Here is a 20240-nt window from a genome sequence, read left to right as displayed (position 1 = left end):
GCGCGGCGGGCGCAGTCAGCCCAGCACGCGTACCAGCACCAGCAGCACGGCCGCGAACGCCGCGCTCGCCACGAAGGTCCACAGGCCGGCCGGCGCCGCGCCGACGCTCTGCTTCACCTCCGCGGGCGGGGTGATGCCGTTCGCCCGGGCCAGCCATTCGCGCGGCGGATTGTCGGGGATGACGACCCGCCAGGGCTGCTCGGGGTCGTACTCGACGACCCCTCTGGACCGGTGCAGCAGTCCCTGCACGTCCAGCGGGTGCCGGACCTGGACCCGGTACGCGGGCAGCCCGTCGGGCACCACGGTCAGGTCGAAGGCGAACACGGACTCCAGCGACCGCCCGTCGCGCGCGAGCCGCCCGGTCCGTTTGTCGACCGCCCTCACCCCGTGGACCAGAGCGGGGGCGAAGGCGCGCGGGCCGCCGGAGCGCAGTCCGCGGACGAGGATGTCCGACTGCGACGGCTCGCCCACCTTGCCGAACACCACCAGGGCCACGGCCGTCGCGGGGAGACCGACCAGCAGGAGCCAGCGGGGTCCGTCGAGGGCACCGTGCACGAGCGCGGCGAACGCGAGCCCCGCGGCGACCACGGACAGCAGACTGAGCGCGGTGACGAACCGGCGGACGGAGGACAGCGGTCGGTTCATGCGGGGCTCGGCACCTTTCGGCGGGAGACGGCGACCCTGGTGCGGGCGGGGTCGTCCGGGTGGTCGACGTCGTACACGGCACGGACGTCGCGTTGCAGAGCGACGCGTTCCACCACCACGGGGACCCGGTGGCGCACCCCGGCGGCGTCGTCGAACACCACCACGACCTCGCCGTACTTGCCGCCCGCCGACCGCCAGCCCTCCAGCACCGCGTCGGCCGTGGCGCAGCGGCGGGCGAGGCGGCGCAGTCCCGCGGTGCGGCGCAGGCTCACGGCGGCACCCCACCAGGCGGCGAGGCAGCCCGCCCCGGCGACGGTCCACAGGAACGTGAGCCACGCGGAGACGGACAACTCCATGAACGGGAAGAAGATGTGGAAGGAGGTGGTGGAGTCGCGGTCGACGCGGCCCTCCGCCAGCGCGTCGTACCAGCCCGCGACGGCGGCGACCGCGCTGAGCGCGACCATCGCGCCGGGCGTGGCGCGGTGCAGGAACCGGGCGGAGATCAGGCCGAGGACGATGGCCGAGCCCAGCCCGACAATCGGGGCCGCCGACGCGAACTGGTCGCTGGCGCAGCCGCCCGTCCCGTCGCAGGTCCATCTCACACCGTCCGCCTCGTGGCTGGCGATGTACCAGACCATCCAGACCTGCCACGCCATCAGCAGGCAGGCGGTGGCCCGCATCACCTGCCCGTAGGCCCTCTGCCGCACTGTCCGCCCCTGGTCGTCGCCGGTCACGGGGCCGCGACGGGCCCCGATGGACCATACATGCGCCGTCCAGCACCTGTCCGTGATCCGCACCACCCCGACCGGACCGGAGGGGAGCCGAGAACTCCCTGACGGAGCCTGTCGGGGCGGCGCGTCGGCGGGCCCGGTCGGGCCCGTCTCATGGGATCAGTGGGTGCGGTAGGCGTCGACGAGGGTCTGGGTGAGCGTGTTCCCCGCGGTGTCGGTCAGCTCCACGCGCAGCGAGACGCCGGTGCCCGCACGGGGGTTGCGGATCCTCAGCGCGCCGTGCTCGACCGGGACGCGAGTCCAGGTCGTGCCGCCGTCCGTGGAGTACGCGTACACGGCGGAGCGGACGCGTCCGCGGCCGGCGGCGCCCAGGACGGTGACGGGGACCCGCAACGGGGCACCGGCCGCGGCCGTGCCGGTCGGGCTCAGCTCGGGCGAGAACCGCACGACGCTCACCGGCACCGGGACCGGGCCGGTCGTGGTGTCCGAGGTGAAGGTCCATGACGCGCTCGCGCGCGTGGCGGTGCCGGGTGCGCCGGCGCGCTTCACGGTGCTGGTGATCCGGTAGGCCGCGCGCCCCGGGGGCACGGTGAACGAGGCGCGCCGGGGGTCGCCGGTCCGCTTCCCGATCAGCACCCCGTCGCGGTGCAGGGTGGTGATGGCGGTCTCGTGCGGGGGCGCCGACGGGACGTGGCCGTCCCCGTCGGCCAGCATCGGGACGTCGAGGGTCAGTTCGTCGCCGTCGCGCACCACGCCGGGCCGGTCGGTGAGGGCGGGGCCGAAGACGGCGTTGTCGAAGGTGTGCGTGGTCGTCTTCCCGGCACGGACGGCGAAGCGGTCGGCGCTGTAGCGGTTGCTCTCGGCGCCGGGGGTGTCGGGGACGGTGTAGGTGAGGTCCCAGGTGCCGCGTTCGGGCGTCACGAGATAGGTGAGAGTGCCGGGGGTCGGAAAGGACTGGGACGTACCCATCGCCGGGCCGGTCGGCTTGATGTCCACCGAGGCGCTCTGCCGGGTGCCCGGCCGGGCACCGGCGTCGATCCGCACCGCGGCCAGTTCGGCGGCGGAGGGGTGGCGGACGAGTCCGGTCAGGGCGCGGCTGCCGGTGCCGGTGTGGCCGAGCGCGTAGCCGACGGTGCTGCCGGACCAGTAGGAGTCGTACCACTGCTTCACGGATCCCGGCTCGGCGTCGGGGCCCAGGTGGGCGACGCGCAGCGTCGGGGTGTACTTGACCAGGTTGATGTCCCGGGTGGCGCCGTCGTGCGTGACCTGGACGAACATGGCGCTGCCCTGGAAGGTCGCGGTGCTGTCGGGCGGGCTGACGTCGACGGGGGCGGCGGTCCGCGCGTCGACGGTGACGGTGGTGTCGTGGTCGAGGTCGAGGCGCGGCTGGACGATCCAGTCGGTGCTCCGGCCGTCGGCGTCGGTCAGCTCGCTGTCCAGCAGGTAGCGGCCGCGCGGCAGGCGCACGGTGGTCGTGCCGGAGGCGTCGTGCGGCCGGACGGACGTGTCGGCGCCCGGTCCAAAGACCCCGGTGACGGCGGTCTCGTAGTCGTCGGTCGGCCGGCCGTCGCGGCCGAGGTGAACGATGGTCAGGGCGTACGTGGTCGGCTGGGCGGCGAGGGCGGCGGTGTCCAGCACGGGGGTGGCGGCGCCGACCAGGACGACGGCGAGAGCCAGGTTCCGCAGGGCGCGGCGGCGGGGTACGGAAGAAGTGTTCACGATCTGCACTGCGCCGACAGAACCCGGAGTTCCCATGACCTGAGTCACATCGAACGGGGCGGCCCTTCAGCGCACATGTGGTACAGGTCACCGGAACCGCGGCAACGGAAGTGGCAGAGCAGAGTGTGGAAACACTCATGAGGAATCGCCTCCGCCACGGGGACCGCGATGCCCTGGGAGAGCTGTACGACGAACACGCCCAGGTGCTGTACCGCTATGCGCTGCGGGTGACGGGCGACTGGGCAGAGGCCGAGGACGTCGTCTCGGTGACCTTTCTGGAGGCGTGGCGCAGCCGGGAGGGACTGCGCCCCGACGGGGACGGCCTGAGACCGTGGCTGCTGGGCATCGCGACCAACGTCATGCGGCGCGACGCACGCGCGCGGCGGCGTCGTGACATCGCGCTCGCCCGGGTCCCGGAGCGCGGTTCGGTGCCGGACTTCGTGGACGATCTCGTCACGCACCTCGCGGACACCGAACAACTACGTGCCGCGCACGCCGCGCTGGCCCGGCTGCGCCCCCGTGACCGCGAGGTCTTCACCCTCGTCGTCTGGGCCGGGCTGGACTACGAATCGGCGGCCGAGGCGCTCGGTGTGCCGGTGGGCACCATCCGGTCGCGCCTGTCGCGCGCCCGCGCCCGGCTGCGCGAGCTGACCGACGCCGAGGCCCGCACCGCCCGCGCGCGGACGGTGCGGGGCATCGCCGGGCGGCTCCGCGCGCGCAGGAGCGGTCCTCTCCCCTCCGTCCCCGACCGGCTCTCTCCGGGCCGCCTTTCCGCGGCCCGCCCTCTGACCAAGGAGCAGCTCTGATGAACACCGCACCGTGGCGTCGTACTACCGACCACCGGTCCGAGGAGACCGACCGCCCGGACCTCACCGGTCCGCTGCCCCCTCCCCCGGTCCCCGGCCTGTCCCCGGACCGGGAACTCCTGCTGCGAGAGGCGCTGTTGCGCGAGGCCGCCCGGAACCCCGCGCCCGGTGGTGCCGGTGCCCGGGCCGCGCGCCCGCACCGGCATCCGGTCAGGTTCGCGGTACCGGCGCTCGCCTGCGCCCTGGCGGCCGTCGGCGTGGTGGCGCTGGACCTTCCGGACCGCGGCGCCGCGCCGGTCGCCGGACGGCACACCGCCGCGCCCGGGGCGGCCCGGCTCCTCGACCGGGTGGCCCTCGCCGCCGCCCGGACCCGGCGGCCCGCGGTCCGCGCCGATCAGTTCGTGTACGTCGAGAGCAGGGTCGCGTACGCCGCGCAGAGCGCCGGCGGCGGACCGGTGACGACGCCTCCGGCGCACCGGCGGCAGGTGTGGTCGTCCGCCGACGGAGGCCGCGCCGGTCTGCTGCGCGAGGAGGGCGGGCCCGACACCCGGCTCGGCGCCGACGCGCCGGTCCACGGCCTCGAACGCCGGGGCGCGGCGCCCGGACCCGGAGCCTCGCGCACGGCGGGCCCGTCGGTCACCGAGCCCACCCACCGGTTCGTCGCGTCGCTGCCCACGGACCCGGACGCGCTGCTGGAACTGATCCGGCACGAGACCCGGGGACAGGGCCGGGACCCGGACCAGCGGGCGTTCACCGCGATCGGCGAGCTGCTGGCCGAGACCTGGGCGCCGCCCGCGGTGGAGGCCGCGCTGTACCGGGCCGCCGCGCGGATCCCCGGTGTCACGGTGGTCCGGACGGCGGCCGACGCGGCGGGGCGCGAGGGCGTCGCCGTCGCGCGCACGGCGTACGGGCAGCAGACGCAGTGGGTCTTCGACCGGACGACGTACGCGTTCCTCGGCGAGCGCACGGTGCTCTCCCGGGCCGGGGACGCGGGCCCGGCCGGGACCGTCGTCGGCACCTCCGCGGTCCTGGTCAGGGCCGCCGTCGACCGCGCGGGCGAGCTCCCCGCGCCGGGGGCGGCGTAGGGCCCGGGGCGCCGCACCCGTCGGGGCACCTCAGCGGACCCGCCGGAGGATCCGCGGCACCCAGCGGAGCTGGGCTGCCTCCTGGAACATGGCCCCGCCCTCGTGTCCGTTGAACGGGTACACCTCGATCTCCTTCTCGCCCCGGTACGCGTTGTGCGCGGCGAAGACCGTGGAGGGCGGACAGGTCTGGTCCTGGAGCCCGACGGAGAACAGCGCGGGAGCACCGCTCCGTGCGGCGAACGACACCCCGTCGAAGTACGACAGGGTGCGCAGGACCCGCTCCTCCTTGCCCCGGTGCATCCGGAGGTACCGGGCTATCTCGGCGTACGGGTCGGCGTCGGTGAGCGTGACGGCCCGTTCGAAGTGGCAGAGGAACGGCACGTCGGCGGCGACCGCCGCCACGTCCGGGACCAGCGCGCCGACCGCGAGGGCGATGCCGCCGCCCTGGCTGCCGCCGAGCACGACCGTGCGGGCGGGGTCGGCGAGCGGGTGAGAGCGGGCCGCCTCCACGGCGCGCACGGCGTCGGCGTGGACACGACGGTAGTAGTACCGCTCCGGGTCCTCGATGCCGCGGGTCATGAACCCGGCGTGGGAGGGGCCGGAGCCGACCGGGTCGGGGGTGTCCCCGACGTTGCCGCCGCCGCCCTGGCCGCGTACGTCCATGACGAAGTGGGCGAAGCCCGCCAGCGGCCACAGGCCCCAGCAGTGCGGCAGGCTGCGCCCGCCGTTGTAGCCGTGGAACTGGACGACGAGCGGGAGCGGGCCCTCGGCGTGCGCGGGCGCGCTGAACCAGCCCCTGACCGGGTGGCCGCCGAAGCCCGCGAAGGTGGTGTCCCAGGTGCGCAGCCCGGTCAGCCCGGTCCCGACGGGCTCGAAGGAGACCGCGGGGTCGTGGGCGCGGGTCCCGGCCAGGGTCTTCGCCCAGAAGTCGTCGAAGTCGTCCGGCTCGTCGATCCGTGGCCGGTAGTCGCGCAGTTCGTTCAGCGGCAGGTCGAACAGGGCCATGGGGCTGGTCTCCTCACGGTGGGTCGGGAAGCGGTGGGGCGGCCGACGGTGGAGCGGGAGGTGTCGGGCATGGAGCGGCGGGGCCGGGCGCTGTCAGGTGCGCCCGGCCCCGCCCGTTCGGGGAAGGGATCAGTCGGTCAGCTGGACGGCCCGCAGGCCGGCGGCGCTCTTGGAGTTGTTGGCGATGGACCCGCCCCACTCGGTCCAGCCGCGGGCGCGTCCGTCGTCGTCGCTGTCGTTGACCACGAAGCCGAGCCCGATGGACTCGGTGGGCTTGCCGGTCAGGCCGAGCGATGCCCACGGCACCGTCACCGTGTAGCGGGTGGTGGTGCCGTCACGGGTGATCCGGGCGGTGGCGCCGGGGGTCGGACCTGCGGACTGGCCGGCCGGTGCGCGCCAGGTGTACACCTGCGGCCTGCCGCCGACCAGCGAGGCGCCGAACTCGACGTACTGCTTGCTGCGGCCCGGCGCCCGGGGGGTGACGGCGAACTGGATGCTGTCGCCCTGCCACATGTTCTCGGCGGTGGTGGCGGGCTGGGCGAGGGCGTTGTCCGTGATCACGCCCTTGAACACGAGTCCGGCGTCGGTGTACTGGGGGCGGACGGTGCCGGACAGGTCGGCCGCGCCGTTGTATCCGCCCTTGTAGCTCACGGAGCCGTCGGCGATGACGTCGACGGGGGTGGTGGTGTCGGTGCCGGCCGGCTGGACGGAACCCCAGCCGTTCCAGGCGCCCACGGCGGTCCTGGCTCCGTCGGGGGTGTTGAGGTGGGCGGCCGTCCAGTAGCGCTTCCACTGCTTGATGTTGCGCGCGTCCACGGTGTACGAGGTGCTGGACCCGGCGCCGACCTTGATCGGACCGTCGATGGTGCCCCGGTCCAGGTAGTTGGTGCCCTCGTTCACCTGCCAGTCCAGCTTGGTGAGTTCGAGCGGGCCGTGGGCGCGGTTGTTGGTGACGGTGACCTTGAGCGCGGCGGCGAACGGTGCCGCCTGCTTCACCACCGGGTCGAAGGTGACCTGGGTCGGTGGCACCACCTCGGTTTCGGAGGTCAGGCGGGCGAGGTTCACCGGCCCGAGCCCGGCCGTGCCGCTCACCGTGCGCGGGCCGGTGAGGGCCGAGGTGGGCAGCTGGATGTTCTCGCGGACGACCTTGCCGGGCTCGGCGGTCACCCGGTGCTTCTCCCCGGCGATCCGGAAGTCGTAGCGCAGCGGCAGCGTCCGGCCCTTGGTGCCGTCCACCTGGAGCACCGCGTCGACGCTCTCCTCGGTGTTGGAGTGCTGCGGCAGCCGGAGGGAGAACACGGGTCCGCTCGTGGCCTTGACCGCGCCGACCGCGCCCTTGACGTACAGCACCGTGCCGTCGATGCCGAGCTGCACCTTGCCGCCGACCGGGAGGTACGTCTTCTCGTGGCCCATCTGGTCGGTGACGGTGACCGGGCCACTGGCGGTCAGCTCCGCCGTTCCCGGCGTCGCGGCCGTGGTGTAGAGCGCCCGGACGGTGTCGGTTCCGGTGCCGAAGCGGTACGAGCGGACGTCGGCGGAACCCGCGTCGTCACGGCCCGCGTAGGCACGGCCCGCGAGCTGCCGGATCAGGACGCCCTCGGTGACCACGGACGGCTTGGGCTGCCAGGCCTTGACCTCGGCGGTGGGCCGCTTGAAGGCGCCGAAGTTGTGTTCCTTGTTGGTGGCGTCGGTGCCGTCGTTGGTGAGGTCGTACCAGTAGTAGCGGTTGACGCCCGAGGCGAAGGAGAAGATCTGGGCGCGCGGCACGTACGCGGCCTGCTGGGCGGGGGTGACGCCGTCGCTGTGGGTCGGGTAGCCGTTCTCGGTGATCCAGAGCGGGAAGTTCTTGCCGCCCGCCGCGTCGAGGTCGGCGCGTACCTGCGGCAGTTTCTCCAGTGCGGTCTCGGGCGGGTTCGGGTAGCCGTAGTGGTGAACGCTCAGGGCGTTCATGTAGTTCAGGCCACCGATCGCGTACAGCCGCTTCAGCCAGTCGGTCTGGAGGCCGGCCAGCCCGCCGCCGACGACGGTGGCGTCCGGGACCTTGGCGTGCACCTTGCCGTAGCTCGCCTTGAGCAGCTTGAGGTAGCAGTCGGCGGTGATGCCGCAGGTGCCGTTGTTGAAGCCGGTGGAGTTGTACTCGTTGTAGATCTCGATTTCCTTCGAGGACTGCTGGTACTTCTCCACCGCGGCGGCGGTGAACTTCCCGTAGGCCTCGAGCGCCTCGTCGGAGGCAGGGGTCCGGTTGCCGTCGTAATTGGGGTTCCGGTAGCCGGAGATGGGCAGGGCGGTCAGTCCCTGCGACTTGGCGTACGGGATGTGCTGGTCGGTGGAGTAGCTGCTCCAGGAGTACGTGCCGGGTGTCTTCTCGATGGCGCCCCAGTTGATGTCGGAGCGGATCCCGTGCATGCCCATCAGCCTGACCGAGCGCAGCAGCTTCTGGTCGTCGCCGTCGTTCCACCCGTAGTGGATGCCCGTGCCGAAGCGCACGTCCCGCTGTTCCGCGCCGGTCAGCGCGGTCAGCACGCCGAAGTTCGCGGTCCGGGTGGTGGTTCCGGCCGTGGCCTGGAGCGTGTAGTAGCCGCTGCCGAGTTGTGCGACGTCGACGGTGGCGGTGCCGCCCGACACCGGTGCGGTGCCGGAGGCGGCGGTCAGGCCCTGGTCGTCGACGGCCTTCCAGGCCACCGACGCCTGGTCGGAGGCGAGCGTGATCTTCGCCTGTCCCTTGACGAAGAGGAGGTCGGGCGAGGTGACGGTCAGGGTGCCGGCCGCGTGGGCGACCGGGGCCGTGCCGGGCAGGGGCGCGGCCACCAGCAGGCAGCCGAGCAGGGCGGCGGCCGTGCCCCATGCGGCGGGCCGCGCGACGCGGCCCCCTATTCTGGCCGGTGCCAGGGGACCTGGCCGGATCGTGCCGTTCTGTTCCATCGAGGCAACCTCTCGATCGGATCGGCGCGGTGCTTCCTTGGGGTTCCCGGGTGGTGTGCTCCGTCGGCCGTACTCCGGCGGAGCACACCGGTCCTGAGCCGTCGGCGCGCACCGCTGCCGCCGTCGGCCGGCGCGGACCCGGTCCGCGCCCGTTCCCGGGTGGTGCTCATCCCTTGAGGCCGGTGAAGCCTCCCCCGCCGCGTACGATCTGCCGCTGGAAGATCAGGAACAGCACGACCGGGGGCAGGATGGCGAGCAGCATCCCGGCGATGAGCAGCGACTGCTCCGCCGTTTCCGCGAGGCGCGGAAGGGCGGCGGAGATCGGCTGCTTCTCGGTGTCCGAGATGACGATCAGCGGCCAGAGGAAGTCCTTCCAGGAATTCATGACCGTCAACAGGGTCACCACCGCGAGGATCGGCCGCGACATGGGCAGCACGATCCGGCGGAAGATGATCAGCGGGCCCGCGCCGTCGACCTTGGCGGCCTCGAACAGCTCGCGCGGGATGCCGTCGAAGAACTTCATCACGATCAGCACGGTGAAGGCGCTGGCGGCGTGCGGCAGCCAGACACCCCACGGGCTGTTGGCGAGCGAGATGCCGAGGCCCGGCAGGTCGAGCACGGTGAGGTAGAGCGCGACCAGGGAGATGGATCCGGGGATGAAGAGGGTGGCGAGCACCATCCAGCGCACGGGCGCCGCCCACCTGGGGCGCAGCACGGACAGGACGTACCCGCCGGTGGTGGCGACGAGGAGGTGTGCGAGGACGGACCCGGTGACCAGGACCACGGTGTTCCAGAGGTACTGGCCGACCTGGAGTTCGTTCCAGGCGCGGGAGAGGTTCTCCCACCGCGCGTGATCGGGCCACAGGGCCAGCGGGTCGCGCAGCAGCTCCTGGGTCGGCGAGACGGCTCCCTTGAAGGTCCAGTACAGGGGCGCCGCGCCGAAGGCGAACAGCAGCAGGAAGGTGAGGCCCTGGACGGAGCCGAGCCAGACGCGCACGGAGGTCCGTCGCCGGTCGGCGCGGGAGACGAGTCCGCGTCCGCCTTCCTCGGGGCGGTTGCCGCGGCGGATGCGCAGGGGTGTCTGTACGGCCATCAGTCGCTCCAGCTCCTCGTCGCCCGCAGATAGATCGCCGAGAGCGCGCCGAGCACGAGGGCCAGCAGCACGCTGAGCGCGGTCGCGGCTCCGAAGTCGCCGTTCCGGAAGGCGTAGTTGTAGATCAGCATCAGGACGGTGACGGTGGAGTCCTCCGGGCCGCCGTCCGTCATCACGAAGGGTTCGGTGAAGACCTGGAGGGTGCCGATGATCTGGAGCAGCAACATGATCAGGACGACGCCGCGCAGGGACGGCAGGGTGATGTGCCAGACCCGGCGCCAGATGCCCGCGCCGTCGATCTCCGCGGCCTCGTACAGTTCGGTGGGCACGGAGCCCAGCGCCGCCAGGTAGATGATCACGGTGGAGCCGAACCCGGCCCAGGTGGACTCCAGGACGATGGACAGCATCGCGGTGTCGGTGGACTGGAGCCAGGGGTACGGGCCGAGGCCCGCATGGGCCAGCAGCTGGTTGAACAGGCCGCCGTCCGGGTCGTAGAACACCTTCCAGAGCAGGACGGAGACCACCGGGGGGATCGCCACCGGGAGGTAGGCGAGGATGCGGAACAGCGTGCCGCCGCGCCGCAGTTCGGCGATGAGCACCGCGAGGAAGAGCGGCAGCGGGAATCCGATCACCAGGGCGAGCACCGCGAACAGCGCGGTGTTCTCGACCGCCGTCCACAGCAGCGGGTCCTCCAGCACGTGCCGGAAGTTGTCCAGGCCCACCCAGGTGGCCGGGCCGATCAGGTTGGTCTGCTCGAAGCTGAGCCGGACGCTCTGGACGATCGGCCACCAGGAGAAGTAGGCGAAGCACAGCACCATGGGCAGGCCGAACAGGATGGTGGTGATCCCTCCCTGCCTGACCCAGCGGACGAAGCGCTCCACCGTGCGGGCGCGCCGCGAGGAGGCGGTGCGCGGCGGCTCCTGCGGAGTCCGTGCCCGCTCCGCGGGGTCGTCGTCACCACGCCGTTCGTTCGTCCGGTGCTTGCGGGTGCGGTTCCCGGCGGGCGCCGCAGGCACGTGCGACCTGCTCATGGACGTCTCCTCGCCTCTCCTCGTGCTGTGCTCGGGTCCGACGTGCCGGGCACGTCTCAGTGCTGCGCCCGTTCCACCTGGGACTTGACCTGTGCGGCGGCCTTCCTCAGCTGCTCGGCCGGGTCCGCGTCCTCGCGGGTCAGCACCGCCTGCACGGCGCTGTCGAGGGCCTTGTACACGTTCTGCGCCTCCACCGGCGGCTCGATGACCAGTTCGAACTCACCGAGGGCCTTGCTGTAGGGGGTGAAGTGCTCGACGGGCACGTTGGCCTGCCTGGCGACCGCCTCGTCGACCGGGCCGGCGACGGCGGGCTCGTAGAACGGGACGGCCGGCACGCCGATGACGGCGCCGTCCTTCTTCTTGGCGGCGGCGTCCCGCTCCGCGAGAGCGGGGTCGTACTTGGTGGAGAGGTAGTAGAAGTCGATGAACTTCGCGGCCGCCTCGCGCTGTCGGGAGGTGGCGCGGGGGCTGATCACGGCCATGGTGCCGCCTGCCAGGGTCCGCTTGGCGCTGCCGTCGGTGGGCATGGCGGCCAGTCCGACGGCCTCGGGGTCGCCCTTGTACTGCTGGACGTAGTGGTTGACGGAGCTGGGCCCGGCGATCGTCATGCCGATCTTCCCGGCCGAGAAGTCCTTCTCCACGTCGGTCATGTTGCGCAGTTGGTTCCTGCCCATCGAGTCGTCCGCCCAGCGCATCCGCTTGAGCGTGTCGAGAGACTTCTCGGCGCCGCTGCCGGAACGGTCGAAGGTGTTGGCCCACTTGCCGCCGGACTCCTCCTGCATGGAGTCGCCGAAGGAGTACGCCATGGCGGTGAGCATCCAGCCACCGGTGTTCTCCTTGGTCATCTGGGCGTAGCCGGTGGCGCCGGTCTTCTCGGAGATCGCCCTGGCTGCGGCACGGACCTCGGTCCACGTGGCGGGCGGCCTGTCGGGGTCGAGCCCGGCCTTCCGGAACAGGTCGCGGTTGTAGAGCAGTCCGAGGGCGTACTCCTCGGTGGGTATGCCGTAGATCTTGCCGTCCAGGCCCTTCGCGCTGCCGAGGGCGACCTGGTTGAAGTCCTCACTGTGCTTGAGCTTCTCGAAGTCCTCGGTGAGGTCGGCCACCTGCCTGCGCTTGATCAGGCCCGACATCTCCGTCAGCGGCACCCGGACGATCGTCTCCAGGCTGCCGCCGCCGACCTTGGTCTGGAAACTCTGCTGGTCGTACTGGTACTCGTTCGTCTTGATCCTGATCCCGGGATTGGCCTTCTCGAACTCCGCCACCCGCGCATTGAAGATCTTGACCGCGGCCGCGTCGGTGGCCGGTGGGCGCCCGGAGACGGTGATGGTCACCTTGCCGTCGGCGGCGGTGTCGTCGCCGGAACCGGAACACGAGGCAAGCGCACAGACGAGCGCGCCCGCGGTGACGCCCGTCATGGCGATGCGCAGGGAGGGTCTCATCGGGGACTCCATTCAGGACAGACCGGAACTGGCCGGAAAGCGTTTTCCAGCCGGGGTCACCTTGCACCGCCCGATATCGCCGCGTCAATGGGTCAGGACAGGTCTTCCACCCTCGATTTCACCACGCGGCCCTTGCCGGAGGGTGACCCTCGGCTTAGCCTCTGGAAAACGCTTCCCAAGCGTTGCCGGAGATCGTCGGACGGACGATCGCGAGCTGGAGGACATCCCGTGCACCCTGTCTGGTCGGCCGCCGAGTACGACCGCGCCCTGCTGCGAGCGGCCCTTTCCGGGGGCGACCGCCACTGGGACCCCGAGGCGAACCTGTTGCGGGTCGAAGCCCCCTACAACCCCATCCACACCCACCTCAAGGGCGGTCTCGCACACCCCACCCGCAACTCCCTGCAGTACGCGCTGCTCCTGCTGGAGCGGGGTGCGGCGGGCGACGCCGAGCGCGCCCACGCCGCGATCCTGCGGGTCGCGGAGCTCCAGGACCGGTCCGAGGAGAGCCCGACCTACGGCATCTGGGGCTACTACGCCGAGGAGCCGGCGGCGGAGATGGACCCGCCGGACTGGAACTGGGCGGATTTCCTCGGCATCCAGCTGCTGCTGATCCACGCCCGGCACGGCGACCTCCTGCCGGCACGCGTACGGGACGAACTGCGGGAGTCGGTGCGGCACGCGGCGGCCTCGATCGTCCGCAGGGACGTCCCCATGACGTACACCAATGTCGCCGTGATGGGCACCTTCGTCGCGCTCGCCGCCGGGAAGCTCCTCGACGACGAGGCCCTGTTCGCCTACGGCAGGGACCGCATGACGCGGCTGTGCGAGGCGATCGACACCACCGGGAGCTTCACCGAGTTCAACAGCCCGTCCTACTGGGGCGTCGTGCTGCAGACCTTGACGCTGATCCGGGAGCACGTGCGGGACGAACGGGTGCTGGAGCTCAACGACCGGCTGCACGACCGGCTCTGGCTGCACTTCCTGGCCCGCTGGCACCCGCCGACCCGCCAGCTCTCCGGTCCGATGGCCCGCTGCTACAGCAACGACCTCGGCGTACCGCCGTTCCTGGTGAAGGCGGTGCGCGGGGCGCTGGGCACACCGGAGATCGGCCCGGTCGGCGGGGAGATGTCGATCGGGGTGCACGCCTGTGTCGACTACCGCATGCCCGACTGGGCGGCGGCCCGGCTGGCGGCGCTGGGGGGCGAGCACGAACACCGGGAGCTGTTCGTCGGATCCGCTCATCCGGAGACCGGGACGACCTGGCTGGACGCGGTCACCACGCTGGGCAGCGTCAACCACCAGGACACCTGGCTGCAGCGGCGCGCGCTGTTCGGGCACTGGGTGCGGCCGGACGGCTCCGCCGGGCATCTGCACGTCCACCTGGTGAAGGACGACGGGGCGGAGGACTTCGACTTCGCCTCGGGGGTCCTCTCCACCGTGCAGAGCGGCCCGCACGTGGCCTGGCTGGCGGGCTTCGCCTGCCCGGCGGGCGACCGGCACCACCATCTCGACATGATCGGGCCGGGAGACCGGTTCCGGACCCGGTCGCTGCGGCTGGTGGTGGACCTGATCGGCGCGCCGCCCGTGCCCGAGGCGATCGAGGTGGAGCGCGGCATCGCACTCGACCTGGGGACGGCACGGCTGGAACTCCGACTGGCCGGGGGCTCCTTCGGCGGTCGTACGCCCACGGTCGGGCTGGTGCCGCGCGCGGACGGGGCGCGGCTCGAAGTCGTCCTCTTCGAGAGCGCGACCCCGGCCGAGCTGGACTGGGCGGCGGTCGGCGACGCCTTCGCGGCGGGTTCGCTGTCCCTGGTGCCGTCCGACGCGGAGCACGACGGGGGTCCGGGCCCCGAGGTGGCCACGGCCGGTGAACACGCCGAGGTGCGCTGGACGACTCCGCGCGGCAACCGGCTCACGCTGCGCGGCGGCCGGTCGGTGGTGTCCCGCGAGGAGCACGCCGCACTGCATTCGGCGACGCTCGACGGTGCGGCACCGCCCTCACCGCGTCTTTCGGATTCGAGGCTGGTGCCGTGAACGGGGCCGTGTCCGAAGAACCGTGCCCGCCCGGCCGCGCCCCGGTCCGCGGTCACGCCCACCCGAGAAAGGACCGGACGCGTCATGCGTGAGGAGACCGTGACGAGCGACATCACCGTCGTCGGCGGAGGGCTCGCCGGTGTCTGCGCGGCCATCGCCGCCGCCCGGCTGGGACGGCGGGTCTCCCTCGTCCACAACCGCCCCGTGCCGGGCGGGAATTCGAGCAGCGAGGTACGGGTGGCGGATCGTGGCGGTGCGCGCCTACTCCTGAACCCTGGCGGAGGTCAGTGGGCGGCACCCGGCCCGCCGTCGGCGGCGCGGCGTCGGCGGGCCGCCGCGACGAGGCCCACGCCGGTCAGGGCGGCCACGCCCGCCAGTCCGCCGAGACCGGCCAGGACCAGGGTGCCGGTGCTCATCGAGGCCAGGGCCGAGGTCTCGGGGGCCCGGCCCCCCGCGGCCTGCCGGATGAGGTCGGCGACGGCGTCCGGGCGCGACATCATCGCGCTGTGGGAGGCGTCGACCTCGACCGTGTGCGACTTGGCGCGCCGGGCCTCGAAGCGGGCGAGATCCGGCGCGACGGCCTTGTCCCCGGTGGCGACGAGCGCCCAGGACGGAATGGTCCGCCAGGCCGCGGCGGTCGCCCTGTCCGTGAACGCGTCTCCGCTGATGGGGCGTTGGGCGGCGGCCAGCCGCGCGGTGGTGTCCGACGGCAGGTCCGCCGCGAGGACTTCGCGGAACCTGTCGGGGTGGACGGACAGATCGGTGCCCTCGGTGCCGTCGGCCTTCTTGAACGGCTTCGGTCTCAGGGCCGAGTTCAGCCGGCCGCCGGTGAACCTCGCACCCAGGTCGCTCAGCGACTCGCCCTTGTCCGGCATGAACGCGGACACGAACACCAGCGACTTCACCTGCGCGTTCCCCGCGGCGGCGTTGCTGATCACCGCACCGCCGTAGGAGTGACCGACCAGCACGATGGGACCCCGGACGCCTTTCAGCTCGCCGGCCAGATGTGCGGAGTCACCGGCGAGACCGCGCATCGGATTGGCCGGGACCACGACCTGGTAGCCGTCGCTCCGCAGGCGCTGCGCCACGCCGTTCCAGCCCGAGGCGTCGGCGAACGCCCCGTGCACCAGCACCACCGTGGGCTTGCCGTCCGCCGGATCGGCGCCGTCGGCGGCCGCGGCGGGTACGGCCGGCGCGGCGACGGCGGCCGCGACCAGGGCCGCGGCGACGGTCCGTCCGCGGCGCCCGGTCGTCCGTGCGCGCGGGGCAGTGGGGGTTGAGGCGGTCATGCTGATCTCTCTTCGTCGGGGACCGGGTTCGTGAGCCCAGCGTTCCCGGGGTCCGGCCCGGTCGGCGCGACGCGGGAAGCAGCGGAGTGAAACCGGCCGACCGTCCGGGTGAGCGACGGCGGCGCGAGCCGCCGCCCGCCCCGCACCGGCCCGGCATCGGCCCCGCTTCGTCCCGGATCCGCGTGCCGCCCGCCCCGGTGCCGTCCGGATCGGGGCGGCACCGGATCCGGGCCCGCGGAGCCGGTCGGATCCGGATTCAGCGCCGCTCGGACTCGTCACCTCCGCCCCGCAGTCTGCGGGACACCGCGCGCAGCCAGGGGTGGCGTTCGTGCACTTGCGCCGAGCGCCGGTCGAGCTCCCTGCCGAGCCGTTCGGTGCGCTTGTCGATGTCCAGCTCGTCCAGGATCCGGTCGACCTCGGCGAGCAGGGCGCCGTGCAGCTGCCACTGCCGGGGGTGTTCCCGGACGTCCTCCAGGAGCAGCCCCGCCACCCGGTCCCTGGTGGTGCGGCTGACGGCGAGGGCGTGGGCCAGCCGTTCCTCCGCCGCCTCGGCGTTCTCCGCCAGCGGGGTGGTGATCAGCGCCGCGAACGCCTCGACGGCGTCGGCCATCTGCCCGAACAGCTCTCTGAGGGAGTCGGCCACATCGGCGGGGAACAGCGTCTCCCCGGTACGGGCCTTGGCGAGGTCGGTCAGGGTGCGGGACAGCACCCGCAGCACCACGGCGCAGATCTCCAGGGTGTCCAGACCGGTGCGCAGTACGACCCGGTACAGCAGCCCCTGCCGGACACGGGGGTTGAGCGTGAGTCCTTCCTCGGCCTGCCGCAGCGAGGCGTCCACCTCGACGATGTCGTGGTCCAGCCGGCGGGCCTCGTGCAGGCGGTCGGCCGCCCGGGCCACGGGGAGCCGGCCGTGGGCGTCCTCGCCGATCGCGCGGAACATCGCCCCCATCGACGTCGCCAGGCTCTCGATGGAGGCGCCCGCGCTCTGCACCCATACCGGCGGGGCGAAGAGCAGGTTGAACAGGAGGCCCACGCCCGCGCCGATCAGCGTCTCCAGCACCCGGTCCAGCGCTGTGGAGGCGACCTGTGCGACGCCCAGGACGAGCATCGCGCTGATCGCCACCTCGGGCACGAACTCGTCGACCCGCACCAGTCGTCCGATGATCAGCGAGACGAAGATCGTCAGCCCGAGGCTCCACCAGCTGAGGCCGACCAGGGAGCTGAACACGCTGGCGATGACCACGCCGACGACGACCGAGTTCACCCGTCTGATCCCGGTGGTGAGGGTGGCGTAGAGGGTGACCTGCACGACCAGGAGCGCGGTGAGCGGCGCGGTGAGGGGGGCCGGATGCGGCAGGGTCCACACCGCCACGACATAGGCGATGACGGACGCCGCCGTGGAACGCAGGGTCTGCGCCCCGACGGGCTCGGTCGTGCGCCGGACGAGCTTGATCACGGGCTCGGATACTGCTGGCATCTCATTCCCATGCCCGCTGGTGCGCCGCCGCACCGCACCCGGGTCGCGAACCCCACCGTACGGACGTGCCGGAGGCCGGTGGGGCCCGCGGGCCGTGGTGGCGGCGGTTCAGCCGCGCGGGTCGAGGAGGCCGAGCAGGTGCGCGCAGGTGGCCGTGGACCGTGTCTCGTCGGCCAGTTGCTCGGCCCGGGTCCGGTACGCCGGGTCCTTGAGCACCTGTTCGACGGCGGACCTGATGCGGGAGACGTCGTCGCCGCCGAACGTCACCGCCGCGCCGTCCGAGCCGTTCGCCGGGGTGACAACGAGACCGGCACCCGCCCCGCCGACCAGCCCCGCGTTGAACGGCTGGTCGGCGAAGAGCGGGACGCAGACCAGCGGGAGACCGGCCGCCAGCGCGCCGTAGACCGTGCCCGAGCCGCCGTGGCAGACGACGGCGGAGGCGCTGCCGAGGACGTCGTCCTGCGGTACCCACCTCTCCACCCGGACGCCGGGGGGCAGGGGCCCGAGGCTGGCCGGATCGGTGCCGCGCCCCACCGTGAGCAGCGCCCGCACCGGCAGTCCGTCCATCGCGTCGAGCAGCGCCCGGAACAGGTCGGGGGCGGTCGGCAGGGCGCCGACCTCGGAGCCGAGGGTGAGGTAGACCAGCGGTTCCTCGCCGCCGTGCCGCTCCTGCGACGGCGCGGCGTGCGGCCCCGGGACGTGGTAGCGGTGGGTCACGGGGTACGGCGAGGGGTCGAGGGAGGCCGGCAGCCGTGTCAGGTACGGGGAGGACCGGAGGCGGTCCGCGAGGCCGGGGCCGTAGCGGTCGAGCGCGGCGTCCAGCAGCGGCTCGCCCGCCCGCGCGAACCGGGCGGCGCAGATCGCGACCCGGGCGTGCCGGACACCGTGGCGTTCGGCGGCCACCACCGACGCCGGCTCGTACGTCTCGTGCAGCACGAGGTCGGGGCGCCACTCGCGGCAGGCCTCGTCGAGCGCGGGCAGCAGGGCATCGGGGTACAGCCGGCCGAACACCTCACCGGTCATCAAGGACACGCCCTCGTCCGGGGGCAGGCGGCGCAACCGGTCCAGCATCGGCTGCAGTTCGTCGTCCGGGGGGTTCGCGCCGATGCGGTACGGCTGGGGCCGGGACGCCAATATCGCTTCGAGGCCGGGCGGGGCGACGACGAGGACGTCGTCGCCCCGTGCCGTGCACGCGTCGATGAAGGGAACCAGAGGGTCGAAGTGGCCCGAGCCGCGGGTCGAGGCGAAGAGAACACGCATGGTGCGAGCGTAGGTAGACCCGGGCCGCTCACACAGGGCGCTTTCCGCCTCGTTCGGTGCCTTCGGGGCGTGCGCGATGGCGTGATCGGACCGGGCTCGCGCGACGGCGCGGGCCGTACCGCGCCGTGCGCGACGGCCCGTCAGGCCGGTGGGTCCTGCTCGGGGCGCCGGTCCTGCACCTTGGTCCGGTACAGCCAGAGCAGTACGGAGAACACCAGGACGGCGAGCGCCACGCCCAGTTCGGTGTAGCCGCCGTACCCGGTGATGGAGAAGCCGGTCGCGCCCACCACCAGCACCACGGTGAGGAACGCGGCCAGCGCCCAGGCCAGCGGCACGAAGAAGGCGGGCAGCCGGATGGGCCGCACGGCGTCGGGGCGGTCCTTGCGCAGCAGCGCGAAGCCCGAGACCGCCAGCACATGGGCGAGGATGTATCCCAGGTTGCCGGTGACGATGATGGCCAGCGGTGTCTGAAGCACCGTCAGCACGAAGACGTTCAGGATCAGGGCCACCAGCAGCGCGCGGGCCGGCACCCCGCGCCGGTTCAGCACCCCGACCTGTCTGACGGTGAGTCCGGCCCTGCCCATCTCGTACAGCACCCGGGAGCCGTCGGCGAGTCCGGTGATCATGATGAGCAGCAGCGAGGCGACGAGGAAGACCACCATCAGGTCGGAAGCGCCGCCCACCAGGTCCTGGAAGGCGTCGACGTAGAACGTGGTGGGGTCCTCACCGATGGCCTTCTCGCCGACGTAGCCGGACAGCGCCAGGGGCAGCAGGACGAAGACGCCGAGGCAGAACAGCACCCCGGCGCGCAGGGCGCGGGTGGTGTCGCGGACGGTGTCCTTGTACTCCGGCGCGAAGGTCGCGCACACCTCCACGCCGAACGACGTCCACGCCATCACGTACAGCCAGACCAGCGCCTCGCGCAGCCCGGCGGCTCCGTGCAGGTTCCAGTGCAGGCCCTGTGCGCTCCAGTCCCCGGAGAGCAGGGGCATGACGATGAAGACGACGAGGGGGATCAGCAGCGCGCCGCCGGTGACGTAGACGACCCACATGGCGACGTGCAGACCGATCATGGCGGCGCCGAACAGCAACAGCATCACGAGCAGGCCGACCGCGATGGGGAAGTCCACCTTCAGCGGCCCGTACTCCACGCTCCAGTCCTGGCCGGGGAACCACTGGGCCTGGACGAACGAGCCGATGATCCCGGAGTAGACGGCGAGGGCCGTCGTCCAGGGGAACCAGTAGCCGATGCTCGCGACCGGGCCGACCACGGGGGCGCGCTTCTTCCAGCCCTCGGTCGCGTAGTGGGCGATCCCTCCGGAGGAGTCGGGGAACATCGCGGCGAGTTCGGTGTAGATCCAGTTGGTGGCGGTCGCCAGCACCATGGAGACCGCCCACAGAGCGATGGCGCCCCAGGCGCCGAGGCCGCCGATGGAGGCGCCGAGCGAGGCGATGAGCGCGGCGGGCATGGTCAGCGACATCGCGAACCCGTCGAACCAGTTCATCTTCTTCGGCAGTGCCGGGGCGGCCCCGCCCGCCGTGGGATCCGGCGCGAAGGCACCGGACGACGCCCTGGGATCCGGCGCGAAGGCACCGGACGACGCCCTGGGGTCCGGTGCGGGCGACGGGGGCGGGGCGGGGGTCTTCGGCTGGGACGGCATGACGTTCCCCTCACGGTGGGCGCGACGGTCGGCGCGGCAGGAG

The 20240-nt window shown here is 72.7% G+C and carries 15 protein-coding genes and 1 pseudogene; 4 read left to right on the top strand and 12 right to left on the bottom strand.

All coding sequences use genetic code 11. The annotated features are described in order from the left end of the window. Positions 1-15: 15 nt before the first annotated feature. The 3 genes from AB0E67_RS21120 to AB0E67_RS21110 form a co-directional block, all read right to left on the bottom strand. Positions 16-645 (bottom strand): hypothetical protein, encoded by a 630-nt coding sequence (locus AB0E67_RS21120; RefSeq protein ID WP_362028898.1) that lies wholly within the window; start codon positions 643-645, stop codon positions 16-18. Beyond that, positions 642-1352, bottom strand: coding sequence for a hypothetical protein (locus tag AB0E67_RS21115; protein WP_362028895.1), 711 nt, complete (start codon positions 1350-1352; stop codon positions 642-644). The genes AB0E67_RS21120 and AB0E67_RS21115 overlap by 4 nt, the downstream gene beginning before the upstream one ends. A gap of 183 nt (positions 1353-1535) precedes the next feature. Next, entirely contained in the window at positions 1536-3095 is a 1560-nt protein-coding gene (locus AB0E67_RS21110) for a serine protease (protein WP_362028892.1), read from the bottom strand. Positions 3096-3232: 137 nt separating this feature from the next. Between AB0E67_RS21110 and AB0E67_RS21105 the strand changes: the two genes are divergently transcribed. Together AB0E67_RS21105 and AB0E67_RS21100 are read left to right on the top strand one after the other, a co-directional pair. After that, positions 3233-3901, top strand: a complete 669-nt coding sequence (locus AB0E67_RS21105; RefSeq protein ID WP_362028889.1) for an RNA polymerase sigma factor — start codon at positions 3233-3235, stop codon at positions 3899-3901. After that, positions 3901-4986, top strand: a complete 1086-nt coding sequence (locus AB0E67_RS21100) for a CU044_5270 family protein (RefSeq protein ID WP_362028886.1) — start codon at positions 3901-3903, stop codon at positions 4984-4986. Before AB0E67_RS21105 ends, AB0E67_RS21100 begins: the two co-directional genes overlap by 1 nt. Before the next feature lie 30 nt (positions 4987-5016). On the opposite strand, the gene AB0E67_RS21095 is transcribed toward AB0E67_RS21100, so the two are convergent. The 5 genes from AB0E67_RS21095 to AB0E67_RS21075 form a co-directional block, all read right to left on the bottom strand. Then, positions 5017-5991: an alpha/beta fold hydrolase gene (locus AB0E67_RS21095; RefSeq protein ID WP_362028884.1), complete on the bottom strand. Its 975-nt coding sequence runs from the start codon at positions 5989-5991 to the stop codon at positions 5017-5019. 129 nt (positions 5992-6120) lie between these two features. After that, a complete protein-coding gene (locus tag AB0E67_RS21090; protein WP_362028881.1) occupies positions 6121-8913 on the bottom strand; it encodes a hypothetical protein in 2793 nt (930 codons plus the stop codon). Positions 8914-9079: 166 nt separating this feature from the next. Beyond that, positions 9080-10006 (bottom strand): carbohydrate ABC transporter permease, encoded by a 927-nt coding sequence (locus AB0E67_RS21085; RefSeq protein WP_362028878.1) that lies wholly within the window; start codon positions 10004-10006, stop codon positions 9080-9082. Continuing rightward, a complete protein-coding gene (locus AB0E67_RS21080; RefSeq protein WP_362028875.1) occupies positions 10006-11037 on the bottom strand; it encodes a sugar ABC transporter permease in 1032 nt (343 codons plus the stop codon). Before AB0E67_RS21080 ends, AB0E67_RS21085 begins: the two co-directional genes overlap by 1 nt. A 56-nt stretch (positions 11038-11093) precedes the next feature. After that, positions 11094-12476, bottom strand: coding sequence for an extracellular solute-binding protein (locus AB0E67_RS21075; protein ID WP_362028872.1), 1383 nt, complete (start codon positions 12474-12476; stop codon positions 11094-11096). Positions 12477-12704: 228 nt separating this feature from the next. Here AB0E67_RS21075 and AB0E67_RS21070 point away from each other — a divergent pair, with 228 nt between their 5' ends. Both AB0E67_RS21070 and AB0E67_RS21065 read left to right on the top strand, forming a co-directional pair. Next, positions 12705-14510 (top strand): hypothetical protein, encoded by a 1806-nt coding sequence (locus AB0E67_RS21070; RefSeq protein ID WP_362028869.1) that lies wholly within the window; start codon positions 12705-12707, stop codon positions 14508-14510. A gap of 84 nt (positions 14511-14594) precedes the next feature. Then, positions 14595-14750: pseudogene (locus AB0E67_RS21065) on the top strand (FAD-dependent oxidoreductase); the annotation flags it as partial. Positions 14751-14794: 44 nt separating this feature from the next. Here the strand turns inward: AB0E67_RS21065 and AB0E67_RS21060 are convergent. The 4 genes from AB0E67_RS21060 to AB0E67_RS21045 form a co-directional block, all read right to left on the bottom strand. Further along, entirely contained in the window at positions 14795-15799 is a 1005-nt protein-coding gene (locus AB0E67_RS21060; RefSeq protein ID WP_362028866.1) for an alpha/beta hydrolase, read from the bottom strand. Positions 15800-16055: 256 nt separating this feature from the next. Beyond that, on the bottom strand, positions 16056-17276 hold the full coding sequence (locus AB0E67_RS21055) for an aromatic acid exporter family protein (RefSeq protein WP_362028863.1): 1221 nt from the start codon (positions 17274-17276) through the stop codon (positions 16056-16058). A 108-nt stretch (positions 17277-17384) separates the two neighbouring features. Further along, complete coding sequence (locus tag AB0E67_RS21050) at positions 17385-18536, bottom strand: glycosyltransferase (RefSeq protein ID WP_362028855.1); 1152 nt, start codon at positions 18534-18536, stop codon at positions 17385-17387. 140 nt (positions 18537-18676) lie between these two features. Beyond that, positions 18677-20197, bottom strand: a complete 1521-nt coding sequence (locus AB0E67_RS21045; RefSeq protein WP_362028853.1) for an APC family permease — start codon at positions 20195-20197, stop codon at positions 18677-18679. Between the last annotated feature and the right edge of the window lie 43 nt (positions 20198-20240).

It is taken from the genome of Streptomyces sp. NPDC032161 (assembly GCF_040636995.1).
GTDB lineage: Bacteria > Actinomycetota > Actinomycetes > Streptomycetales > Streptomycetaceae > Streptomyces.
The sequence above is the reverse complement of the archived record's forward strand: the minus strand, read 5'-3'. Positions and strand labels throughout refer to the sequence as shown.